Below are 11,554 nucleotides of genomic sequence, written 5' to 3'. Positions count from 1 at the left end.
CATCCCATACACACAAAAAGCAAATACGCCCCAATGAATAAGCGTGTTAAGAACACCGATCGATGTGTACTTAGCGAATAACTTCAACATTATGAAAATCAGCGGATTCGGAAAGGTCTGGAGTGTAGCACTACAAATTGATTTGATCGATAAAGACGATCAATAATCTAGTGTTTGATAGCTTACAACTATCATACACATTAAAATCGATCGTTGCAATCGATAGGTTGATATTGGAAAATGCTGTGAGTTACAGCGAGTTTGATGATTACCTGGTGATTTGGGGCATACAAAGCTTTGTATGTTTCTCGAAGGTGGGTCATGTGTTTGCATTGATAACAGGATAACTTGTTGGCTTAAACGGCGGTTACAGAAACTTCTAAGTCGAGGGTTCCAAGTTCGAATCCCGCAGATTAATAATTTTATAATCAACTATTTACTCTTATTTTAGTATTTTTATTCCACTGTCTATTGGGGATTATGTGCTGCTGGCATGCAGATCATCAGGGGAATGTCGCTGCGTTTTTCAGGGTGTAGATAAAACCGGATTAACAGATGAGAGAGACACTATTGCAGTGGCCTCTACCTATGCGTAGAAATGTATCATCGGCCCATGAGATGCGACTAAATTTGGCACCATGCCGAATGCCGGGAGTACATTTGAGAATAAGCAGTATATTGAGGCTACAGAAAGCGTTAAAAAATGTATTTTGCCCGTCGCGGAATATTACTCATCAAAAATCTCTCTAGTGCACCGTTGCATCTCCGAAATTGGCGGTCATGCGATATTACGACAGACAGGCACGGATATCACTGCCTGATCATTTTTGTCTATTGAGACTATCACGTGGCCGGATGTGAGAATCATCGGCGGGGTTATCGAGAACCTAGATATCTACCAGTTAACCGAAACTACAGCCATTTACTCCAGTTCCACACAGAATTGCAATGCTGATAATGTGCGCACGTTTGGTGGATATAACGGGATTTTCTTCATGCCGCTGGCAACAGGAACTCAAGGGGGCAACTTTGACGGGGTTTCCAATAATGTCTGTCGATTGGAGACGCGTTTCATTGGCCCTGTAGAAGAGAAAGAAAAATAAAACAAGGTGCATCTACGTTTTGTTGAGAGACTGTAATTTAAATTGTGTATCTGCCTGTTTTTGATATATTCATTCCGATAACGAGGACAGGTAAATTGCGGTGATGGCGAGATTGAACTGAACACGCCGCGTGACCGTGAAAACACCTTCAAACCTCAGTTGATTAAGAAGAACCAGACGCGGCTCACACAGATGGACAGCCAGATTTTATCGCTGTATGTCAAAGGCATGGTCACGCGCGAAATCTCCGCCACCTTCAAAGAAATGTACGACGCCGATGTGTCGCTCACATTGATATCCAAAGTCACAGCATCATAAACAAAGCCGTCTTCCTCGCGCTGGGTATCAACACCGAAGGCCAGAAAGCGCAGCCGGGTATATGGCTGGGCGAAAATAAAAATAGAAGACTTTCGCTTTCACGGCCTTAGGCACACATGGGCAAGCTGGTTAATTCAATCAGGAGTTCCACTGTCAGTGCTTTAGGAAATGGGGGATGGAAATCTATTGAAATGGTTCACAGATATGCTCACCTTGCGCCGAACCATTTAACGGAACACGCGAAGCAAATTGACTCGATTTTCAGTGATGGTGTCCCAAATATGTCCCATATGGAAAATAAGGAGGGAATTAAAGAGGCATAACCAGTTGATATATAATGGCGCGCCCTGCAGGATTCGAACCTGCGACCCACGGCTTAGAAGGCCGTTGCTCTATCCAACTGAGCTAAGGGCGCCTTGTGAAGTGAAGACTTCGTGTAGACGAAACGCGAGAATTATACGGTCAGGTACTCCTGAGTCAATGGCTTTTGTTCTGGTTGCTGACTAAGTGTACGAATATCGTCTTTTCTGGCGCAATGCCAGGTTCCAGGAAATCGCCTGGACACATCTCAGCACGCATAAAGTGGGAATTAAGGCCGCCAGTATTTAGAAAATCAATAAGTTTCTTTAATATTTCACCATGATTCACCTGCCGTGTAGGATATTTTTTATGCTGAGTATCGCTATTAAGGAACAAAACAGTCACTTTGAGCATGGTTTGAAAATCATCATGACGCGTCTGGCGAATCAATGGCAGCAGAAAATTGACTTTCTGCCGCCAGAAGAGATAGATAATGCCGATATCGCTTTCCTGGCCCTGGATGATGATTGGTTCAGCGCAGGCTGTTACCAGATACCTATGCATACCCAACATCAGCTACGGGTGATTATTTGTAATAAATGCGATAAAGAAAAGCTCATGTTCAGACCATGTCTGTATATGCTGCCGCATATTTATCGGGAAGATGATGTTGAAGAAATTACCCGGAAAATGATATTGATCTTACATAAGCGAGCGCTTCGACATAGCGTCCCTTCTGGCATTTGCCACTACTGCACGACTCGTCATTTTTCAGTAACAGAACGTCACCTGTTAAAACTGATCGCCAGCGGTTATCATTTAAGCGAAACGGCTGCTTTACTTTCACTTTCTGAAGAGCAGACAAAGTCACTCCGCCGGAGCATTATGCGCAAATTACATGTTAAAACGGAGCAGCAGTTTTTAAAGTATATTAGAGTTAACCTTCATTTCTTACTCAGTAAGTAAACTCACTTAACTTTTTACAAGGCTTACGAAATATCTCACCAATAATTAAGTAACGATACCTACAGGCATTTTTTTAACGCTGCCACAATGATGCCCATAATATCCTGATAGATTCAGGGGTCGAAAATATATGGCTGCATCATAAATGCCTGGAGGAGTGTTTGGTGGCACAGGGTACTTTATTAAAGGAAAGGATAAATCCCCCACACCTGGCGTCTTCACCCACACGTCATTCATATCTCAACAGCAGATTGTTAAAATCTGAGCCAATCGTTAATCTCTCAACTGCGCAATTAATCGGCTATGAGGTCCTGACGCAACTTCCGTCAAAACATGATAGCGAAGTTTTTTTTCAGCAGTTAATGCTGATGGAAGGCATTGAAACATCAGAGCAACGAAGCATTGCTTTTTACGCTGGTGCAACGATGGGACAAGGTTATTTATGGCCAGCCATATTACCAGATATATATTAGAGCAATGGAAAAAGCAGGATGCGCAGCGTACCACGCAGGGAAAGACACCGCCGTTTAAGAAATGCCAAAGACTGCGCCTGCCGTTATCACTCTCCAACGCCGCAGATATTTGATCGCCTTGAGTTACTGGACCAACAGCTTAATTATGCCTTGCCGGTTGGTATCATTTCCCAGGCAATAATTACAACTGATAACTACCTCGGCTATTCATTGAGTCACTACTTATTTTCCGGAAAACGTACCGCTGCATTCCGCTCATTAGATGACATTTCTTTGTGGATTGAAAAGGGGTCGCTCAGACAACTGATTGTAGATATGGAGGCGCTACCTGTCTCCTGTATTGAGGCGCTTAACCAGCTACGCGCGCTCAGTTGGCAACAAAGCGATATCCAGATTTACCTGCTGGTATCAGATAAAACCCCCGCTATAACACAGTTTATCCGTATGGCTGGGAGTTTTTTTGTTCTGTCACGACAACAAAACCTGGCCTCAGTACGCGAAGCCTTGTTATCAGCCGCCAAACCTCGCTTATCGGAAAGCTTTAGCCGTACTGACTGGTTGATGATTGAAACTTTAGCGCAAGGTGCCTCTTTAAAAGAAATAGCACGTCAGCAAAGCGTACCTTATCATCGTGTAGTTTACCGGCTTAAACAACTTATCACCCTCCTTAACCTTCCCCACAGGCAAAGCTTTCTTCGGCTGATCCAGCAGTTAAACGTTACTTTCCACGACATTTTTTAACGAACTAACGTTTTGGTGAATAAGATTTTTTAAGAAATTACTTATTTTCACTTCCATTAAATGTAAATATTTCACATAAAATTAATATTTACAACTCGTCCTGGTAAGCGATAAAAATTTTTTTCTTACATCGCCCCCTGTCCCTCCTCGTTTTTTGAGGTCTCCAGCGTCAACATCTTTCTGTTATTACATAACAAATACTAAACAATTAGTCTTTCATATTATTTTTATACTTAAAAACAACAGTTTAAACTACTCAATGTCAACTCTAAAGAAAATAACTCTACCACGAACAAATTTTCTATAACGCCACAGAACATCCTACCCGCTATCCATAATTCGCATTTCGCAAGACTTTTCCGAGAAATCAGACCAGGTATAATCCATATTGTTTTTACTTAATCAGAAATTTCTTTTTTGTTGGTGCGAAATGGATATTCCACATATTTATTACTCTTACGCAAAATAGCCAGTCAACAGGGAGGTCTCATTCTTTATTATTGCTCCACTGTGTGGTGTGTAGATCTGGCTATTTCACAATCTTTAAGGTGTCTGACGCTTATTCTAAAACGAAGGACGCATAACAGTCTGAGGCATACAACAATGAAACCTGCATCTGTTATCATTATGGACGAACACCCTATTGTAAGAATGTCGATCGAAGTTTTACTCGGTAAAAATAGCAATATTCAGGTTGTCCTGAAAACGGATGATAGCCGAACAGCGATAGAGTATCTTCGCACTTATCCTGTTGACCTTGTCATTCTGGATATTGAATTACCGGGCACCGACGGCTTTACCTTACTTAAACGAATCAAATCTATCCAGGAACATACCCGGATACTTTTTTTATCGTCAAAATCAGAGGCTTTTTATGCCGGAAGAGCAATAAGAGCGGGCGCAAACGGATTTGTAAGTAAACGCAAAGACCTCAATGATATTTATAATGCGGTAAAAATGATTTTATCCGGCTATTCTTTTTTCCCATCTGAGACGCTTAATTTCATCAGTAATACCCGTACCCCCAAAGGCGGGCACCATGATATGCCACTATCTAACCGCGAAGTTACCGTGCTGCGCTATCTGGCCAATGGAATGTCTAACAAAGAAATTGCCGAGCAACTTTTATTGAGTAACAAGACTATCAGCGCGCATAAGGCCAATATATTTTCTAAACTTGGCCTTCACTCTATCGTTGAGCTTATCGATTACGCCAAATCACACGAATTATTGTAAAGGTACTCCCGACGAATTATCGTTCGGGAGCCACAATAACGGACACTAATTGTAATTGATCAGGAAGGTCGCATCCGCGTTAGCAAGTCCGGGCTGCACGCCATCGGCTAAGGCGATATAGTTCGCATAGAATTTCAGGGTAGCATTGCCGTTGTTGTCAATATCGACGGCCTTGCTGGCCTGTTCAAGCGGCAATCGACGTTGATCGCCATCGCGAATTTCAATCGCCAGTTTTTGCGCCATTGCCGTATCAGCAAGCGCCAGTAATGCCGTGCCGGGCGCTGGCGTCCCGGAAAACGTTATAGACGCCGACCCCGGCGGGCAGCCTTCAAGTTTTAGGCTAAAGGCTACCGGTTGCGTGGCGTCACCGGCGGCGTGAAGCTGTTTTGTCGGCCAGGTGCCGAGGTTAACCGATTTGTTACTGTCGCCCGCAACCACGGCGCAGGTAAAATCCACCACGTTACCGCGCAGTTCAATATTCACTTCGCCCAGAGATGAGTTGGCCTGACTCAGCGGGCTGAACAAAACACAACCAATAGCGATGAAAACGCGCCGAAAGATCATTATGCCTCCTTAATCATAATCGACTCGTAGATAGCCGCGCGCAGTAAACGGCCCTTCCACCGGTTTATTCCCCGTCACGCTGATCGGCCAGGCGCGAATACCTACGCGAGCGGCGGCGTTATCATCAAGATGAAACGGAATTTTACTCGACAAATTATTGGGTGTGAGCGGCGTACCGTTGCTATTAGCAACCACAAAGCCTAAATCCGGATTATCGGACACCATCGCCTGCCCTGAGGCCTTTTCGGCTTCAAGCCGCATAGATAAATAGGCCTGCGCCGCGACGTTGGTACATTTGATAGCAATGGTTTTCGTTTGCGGCGTGACGCCTTGCGGACGATTACCCGCCCCCGCCTGACTAAATAACGACGCGCCGATATCGCCGAAATCAAACTCCACGACCTGTCCGGCATTCACTTCACAGTTTTGCGGTACTTCCACTTTGCCGCTGTAGCTAATGGTATACACCGGCGTGCTCAACGCGTCGCCGGTAGAGGTCGTCACATAGACGGTAAACATTGTCTGGCGGGGGATCGTCACCATATTAATAAAAGGCCGTATCACTTTTAATTTAAAAACCAGCTTTGAGTCCTGCACGCCAAACGGCTTTTGCTGCGACACGTTAGAGTCGACGCCCATGCGAATATAGTTACGGGGCGGATAAAATACGCCAGCGACACTATCGGTGATGCTCATCGCGCCCAGAAGGTAGTCATTCAGCTTGAGGTATTTAAAATTTCCTTCGGTGCTTTGTACCGGTAATTCTGATACATAGCTTCGGTAGGTATAATTTACCGTTGTCCCCGCCGGGCACGTCGCGTTTACGCCGACCCAACCAGATTTTTCCGGCAGCGTAACCACCTGTCCCGGCTGATTATTGCCGCTGGTGAAAACATCTGACAGGTCGTAAAAGATATCGGTCACCGTCCCGTTTGAATTGCGGCAAACCGTCGCCAGCGCGGGATGTGTGAAAAAGAGCGCGGTCCCCGCCAGCAATAGCGCTGAGTATATTTTCATCTCTATTTTTCCTTTTATGACGCCGGACGGATACAGGTTGCGCTGGCTATCGTAATCGCCTGCTTCAGGCTATCCTCCGCCAGGGCGTAAGGGGCGATACAACGCGCGTTTTTCCCCTCTCCCCACTGGATGAACAGTTCACCTTTTAGCGGCAAGCCGCTCAGATAAATTTGTCCGTCATCGCCGACCATACTGGTAATGCCGCTGGCGGTTTCTCGTACTATCGCGCCAAACGGTAACGGACGTCCGCCAAGCCTCGCGGTAATGATTGCCCTTACGCCTATCCGCGTATCAAAAGCGGCCCGCACCAGCGCGCCCTCTGTCGGCACTACGCTGCTGACGTTATTTTCGACATCGGTATGGTTGTCCATCGTGTTGGTATCTAACGCGACGCGGTTATAGCGATATACCGTGGCGTAGGGCATTACCGCATAGCCCCGCCAGTCCGTTTTCACGCCGGTCTGGTTTTCGATGCGCACGCCTTTCGCTCCCGGCGCTTTAATCAAGACATTGGTATCGCCCAACGGTTGGCTAAACGTAATACCATCCGCATGACCGACCACGCCGCCGGAAAGTTGCCAGTTATAGTCATGCTGATCGCGATCGTAGTTATATCCCACGCCCAGCGTGCCATACGTCGCCTGCCAGCTAGCGCTGGCGCTGCCGCTATAACTATTGGTACTGCTACGACCCTGCGTCACGCTGTAGCTCAGATTACGTCCTTCCAGAAGCGTGCCACCCACGCCGGTCTGCCAGCTATTGTCGCCGTCGCGGTTGCGGTTGGCGTTAAACGTGGCATAAGTACGATCAAGAAGAGTGTCGCGCGCATAACGCCGTCCGGTCAGAACGCTAAACGGAACGGACATATTGAATGCCAGAATGCGGTCGGCGCCTGAGATCCCCACCGATTCGTTCCACGACCATGACAGCGAATAACTTATGCCTTGCCATCCACTGGCGTATCCCAGTTGATACCAGGTATTGGTATCCGCCGTATTCCAGTAATTTTGTTGACTGCCGGAAAGATACAGTGACCCGTAATCCCCCAGATTTTGCGAAATATTGACCTGAAAGCGGCCTTTTTTGCTGTAACGGAGATTGTGGTAGCTCTGCGCCACCGGCACTTTATGGCGGCGTCCGTCGCTATCGTATTCGTAGTCGTACCCTTCCATACTGCGGTATGCCACATCATCCAGGGTGTAAAATCCGCGCGTGGAATAGCGGTAACCCAGCAATTGAAAATTAGTCCCGTAATTATTCAGCGATTTGGCGTACAGAAAACGCAACGATTGCCCCTGATGGGTGCTGTCATCTGCCAGTTGGCTACGCGCATGTGTGACATCGACCGACACGGCACCCCAGTCGCCCAAATTTCGCCCCGCCCCGACCACCACGGCACGGTAACGATCGGCAAGTTGCGTACCACCGTAAGCCGTCAGCCCCGCAGGCAGGCCGGCAATCACCGTTCCCTGGAAAAAGAATGGTGAAGACTGCTGACTATTGCCGCTGCGAAAATCCCCGGCCACCAGGTCATACTTCACCCTGCCCTCACGCTGCAATAGCGGAACGGTAGAGTAAGGCACCGTGTAACGTTGTTGGCTACCGTCTTTTTCATCTACCGTCACCTCAAGGTCGCCGCTGGAAGAGGTAGGATTAAGATCGGTAATCGCAAACGCGCCCGGCGACACATAGCTTTGGTAGATAACATACCCGTTCTGTCGTATCGTCAGCTTTGCCGCCGTCCGGGCGATTCCTCTAACCGTGGGGGCGTAGCCCTGCAGGCTATCGGGATACATATTGTCAGAAGAGTACAGCCGCGCTCCGCGAAAGCCGACGCTGTCGAAAACATCGTTCCCGGTATTGCTGTCCCCTATGACCAGTTCGCTTTTTAGCGGAATGATGGCACGCTGTACCCAAGTGCCAATGTTGTTCCAGCGTTGCGAATGATAGCCGTCCCCTTTCGAATAATTCCAGGCTCCGTTATTACGCAGCCGCCAGGGGCCATAGTTCAAACCACTCAACAGACTCAAAAAATAGCTATCGCTGTCTGTTCCGCGGCTACCGGTAAAACTGTAATTAATGAGTGCGGCGGGTATCCCTTCATCCCACTCTTCCGGCGGGATATAGCCACGCGCGCTGTTGAGCAATGACGCCTGCGGCAAGCTAATATTTAAGCGCATCAACGCGAAATCGAACGCGACCTCCGCGCCCGGGATTTTCTCAGGAAGGTGAATACACGTGGTATCGACGCCTTTATCTGAGACAGGGAACACCGCGGTATTCACGCCCAGCCGTTTAATCCACTCCGGTGTAAAACAAGGCATCAGGCCGCCGGATTTATCGCCGGCGCCCACGGCGCCCGCCTCAAAACGAATATCCTGCGTCGCTACGAATTCGTCGTTACGCCAGATATCCACCCGGTAAATACCGGGAGGCTGATGATTACCTTTTTCAAAGCGAGATAAATCCGCCACGGACGCGGTATCCGCCGACAAAAACGCAGGGTTGAAATAACTTTCGCCGCGGCTTGTCAGCGGACACAGCGCCGCCAGCACCGACAGCGCCACGCCGCTTAACGGTGATACATAGCCGGGAAATCGCCCTGCAAACCAGGTTGTCTTCTTCATCGTGTTCTCGTGTGGCTTCACGCTCTCTGCTTAACCGAGACTGGCCGTTGTCGCCGACGTCAATGCGCCGTAATCATTGACGGACTGAAATGTCACGCTGCCCTGCGCGCCAGTCGGTAAGGGAATTTGCATGTCGCTTTTTGGCGCGATCATCACGTTATCAATCTTTTTCGCGCCCACGCTGATATTGACCAGCGTGAGGTAATAAGCAGATGGGTTGGTTATCTTGAGATGGTTGCCGACACGGGAAAATTTCAGCAAGGTCGGCGCGTCTTCCGGCGTCTGCGGCAAATTCGCCGGACGCACGAACAGTTTGATGCGCGACAGAATCGCCAGTTGCAGAACGTTTTTTCCTTCAATATGACTTTTATCGACCGACGGGATGGCTTTCACGTTCATCCAGAATAACGACTCCCGATCCCCGGGTAGCGGTTGCCCGGCGTAGATAATACGCAGCGTGTTTTCGCTTTTGGGTTCGCTGACGAATAAAGGCGGCGTAACGATAAACGTTTTTTCTTTCTGCCCGGCGCTATTTTCGATCCATGAATTGACGAGGTAACGTTCTTGAGTATCGCTATTACTGATTGCCAGAGAAGTCTGCTTCGCCGCCGAGGGATAAATAACTCGCGTGGCGCCTAATGCAATCCCCCCCGCTGCCTGTACGTTCAGCGAAGTAAATAACGTGAGAAGAACAAGAAAGCCTAATTTTATACTATTCAGCATGGTAAAAAATACCTTTTGCATTGAGTCACGTCGGCAAGAAAATTCATGGGTAAACCAGCGTAAACCACACTTCTGAATGAATTCGTCCCGGCGTCATATTTTCTGAAATTGCCCGATAGCGGGCAGTAAAATGCAAAGTCATTTCTGACGTTAAAATGGGCGTGTAATGAAGCGGTAACGTGTTAGGTATGATTTGCCGCTGCTGGTCATCAAATAATGCCAGGCCGATTCCGGCATTACCGATACCCTCGCCGCTGGCCAGAAAAACATGGGGATCTTCCGCAGGCGTAACGCCGGCAAACGCAATGCCGACATGACGCCAGACCTCCGCGCTACAGGAGATTAACCGTAACGAAAATGGAACGCTGACGGGAGCGAAGCTGCCAGGACCGGTAAACGCATTCGTGCGGTACTGTCCCATCAGTACGCGCAAATCCTGGCTTTCAGTGGCGACAGCGCAGCCGCCATTGACCAGTTGTCCGCGCAGGTGAACACGCCCGCTCTCCACCATTACCGGCTGCGCAATAACGGGCGACATCAAAACAAGCCCCACTAGCGCCGCGCCTTTCCTTATCATCTGCTATGTTCTCTTTTATCCCCGATAGCCTCTTCCGTTGAGGCGCCTCCCTTCCCTGGCGTTCCCAGACTGGATTATTCGTATTTCATGATAAAGGTGGCGTCGGCATTAGCCTGGCCTGGCGTCGTGGCGGCGGCGGTTGCCTTATAGCGTGCGGTAAAACGCAGCGTATTGGTGCCTTCACCCAGCGCCTGCTTCGCCGAGAAGGTCGCGCCGTCCGGCTTCAACGGTGAAGAGGTATTATCAAGAATCTCAATCCCGACGCCGGTTGCGGTAGTGCTATTGTCCGCAGAGGAGACAGCCAGCAAATTAGGGTTTGTGTTATCTGCCTGACCAGAGAAAGCCACGGCAGCGGTGGCCGCCACTTTCGGATCGCAGTCATTCAGGACGATGGAGAAAGGCACCTGCGCAGTCGTATTACCAATCGCCGTAAAGCTGGCGGTACGGTATTGACCCAGCGTCACCGTTTGATCGGCGGATTTAGTGCTGACGGCACAGGCTGCATTAACCAGTTTACCTTCGAAATGAATAGTACCGCCACTCACGCTCACCGGAGTAGGATCAGCCGCAACCGCTGCGCCAGCGACAAACATCAGACTCGCAATAGTAGAGGTCATTAATTTATGTTTCATGGATTTCCCTTGAATTACACACACCCGGTTTCGGCATCCTGTCGGCTCCGTTTGAATTATTATCGACATAGCATGTCAGAAAAGTTATCTCTGCATCCTGTAAAGATAGATATCGCAGATTAATTAGTTTTCTGTTTCTCCCCTGAGTATCAGACGCAGTAATTAATCTTTGCGAATATGACATTTCGTCACGGTAATAAATTAAACATTTCGCTAAATAAAAAATAGCCGCAAACTCTTTTAATGACCTAAGCTAATTCTTATTGGGATATAAGAA

The 11,554-nt window shown here is 48.1% G+C and carries 11 protein-coding genes, 1 tRNA gene and 3 pseudogenes; 7 read left to right on the top strand and 8 right to left on the bottom strand.

The genetic code is table 11. The annotated features are described in order from the left end of the window. Window positions 1-90, bottom strand: a pseudogene (locus J4650_RS19000) (GtrA family protein); the annotation flags it as partial. 737 nt (window positions 91-827) lie between these two features. On the opposite strand from J4650_RS19000, the gene J4650_RS18995 reads away from it, so the two are divergent. From J4650_RS18995 to J4650_RS18985, 3 genes and pseudogenes are all read left to right on the top strand, one after another. After that, window positions 828-1,103: a hypothetical protein gene (locus J4650_RS18995; protein ID WP_000021431.1), complete on the top strand. Its 276-nt coding sequence runs from the start codon at window positions 828-830 to the stop codon at window positions 1,101-1,103. 102 nt (window positions 1,104-1,205) lie between these two features. After that, a pseudogene (locus tag J4650_RS18990) lies at window positions 1,206-1,501 on the top strand (transposase); the annotation flags it as partial. A 1-nt stretch (window position 1,502) separates the two neighbouring features. Further along, window positions 1,503-1,744 (top strand): annotated as a pseudogene (locus J4650_RS18985) (tyrosine-type recombinase/integrase); the annotation flags it as partial. A gap of 15 nt (window positions 1,745-1,759) precedes the next feature. Here the strand turns inward: J4650_RS18985 and J4650_RS18980 are convergent. Then, window positions 1,760-1,836: transfer RNA gene (locus J4650_RS18980), tRNA-Arg, on the bottom strand. Between the two features lie 254 nt (window positions 1,837-2,090). On the opposite strand from J4650_RS18980, the gene fimW reads away from it, so the two are divergent. From fimW to fimZ, 4 genes are all read left to right on the top strand, one after another. Beyond that, window positions 2,091-2,687, top strand: a complete 597-nt coding sequence (gene fimW / locus J4650_RS18975; RefSeq protein WP_000948629.1) for a fimbria biosynthesis transcriptional regulator FimW — start codon at window positions 2,091-2,093, stop codon at window positions 2,685-2,687. 161 nt (window positions 2,688-2,848) lie between these two features. Next, window positions 2,849-3,160, top strand: a complete 312-nt coding sequence (locus J4650_RS18970) for a hypothetical protein (protein ID WP_023203049.1) — start codon at window positions 2,849-2,851, stop codon at window positions 3,158-3,160. Window positions 3,161-3,178: 18 nt separating this feature from the next. Next, the gene (fimY, locus tag J4650_RS18965) at window positions 3,179-3,901 is read left to right on the top strand and encodes a fimbria biosynthesis regulator FimY (RefSeq protein WP_023993876.1); all 723 of its coding nucleotides are present in this window, start codon (window positions 3,179-3,181) and stop codon (window positions 3,899-3,901) included. Between the two features lie 603 nt (window positions 3,902-4,504). After that, window positions 4,505-5,137: a fimbria biosynthesis transcriptional regulator FimZ gene (gene fimZ / locus J4650_RS18960; RefSeq protein WP_000801273.1), complete on the top strand. Its 633-nt coding sequence runs from the start codon at window positions 4,505-4,507 to the stop codon at window positions 5,135-5,137. Between the two features lie 45 nt (window positions 5,138-5,182). Here fimZ and sfmF read toward each other — a convergent pair whose 3' ends face one another. From sfmF to fimA, 6 genes are all read right to left on the bottom strand, one after another. Next, window positions 5,183-5,701 carry a fimbria assembly protein gene (gene sfmF, locus J4650_RS18955; protein ID WP_000577507.1) on the bottom strand — a complete coding sequence of 173 codons (519 nt, stop codon included), beginning with the start codon at window positions 5,699-5,701 and terminating at the stop codon, window positions 5,183-5,185. A gap of 9 nt (window positions 5,702-5,710) precedes the next feature. After that, window positions 5,711-6,718: a type 1 fimbria D-mannose specific adhesin FimH gene (gene fimH, locus J4650_RS18950; protein ID WP_023256935.1), complete on the bottom strand. Its 1,008-nt coding sequence runs from the start codon at window positions 6,716-6,718 to the stop codon at window positions 5,711-5,713. A 14-nt stretch (window positions 6,719-6,732) separates the two neighbouring features. Continuing rightward, the gene (locus tag J4650_RS18945) at window positions 6,733-9,345 is read right to left on the bottom strand and encodes a fimbrial biogenesis usher protein (RefSeq protein WP_023993878.1); all 2,613 of its coding nucleotides are present in this window, start codon (window positions 9,343-9,345) and stop codon (window positions 6,733-6,735) included. A 30-nt stretch (window positions 9,346-9,375) separates the two neighbouring features. Then, complete coding sequence (fimC, locus tag J4650_RS18940; RefSeq protein ID WP_023993879.1) at window positions 9,376-10,068, bottom strand: type 1 fimbria chaperone FimC; 693 nt, start codon at window positions 10,066-10,068, stop codon at window positions 9,376-9,378. Between the two features lie 43 nt (window positions 10,069-10,111). Continuing rightward, window positions 10,112-10,645 carry a type 1 fimbrial protein subunit FimI gene (fimI, locus tag J4650_RS18935; protein WP_000619618.1) on the bottom strand — a complete coding sequence of 178 codons (534 nt, stop codon included), beginning with the start codon at window positions 10,643-10,645 and terminating at the stop codon, window positions 10,112-10,114. A gap of 74 nt (window positions 10,646-10,719) precedes the next feature. After that, entirely contained in the window at window positions 10,720-11,277 is a 558-nt protein-coding gene (fimA, locus tag J4650_RS18930; protein WP_023993880.1) for a type 1 fimbrial protein subunit FimA, read from the bottom strand. Window positions 11,278-11,554: the final 277 nt, after the last annotated feature.

This window comes from Salmonella sp. 32120201201600049SM (assembly GCF_017572835.1).
In the GTDB taxonomy this organism is placed as follows: Bacteria; Pseudomonadota; Gammaproteobacteria; order Enterobacterales; family Enterobacteriaceae; genus Salmonella; species Salmonella enterica.
The sequence above is the reverse complement of the archived record's forward strand: the minus strand, read 5'-3'. Positions and strand labels throughout refer to the sequence as shown.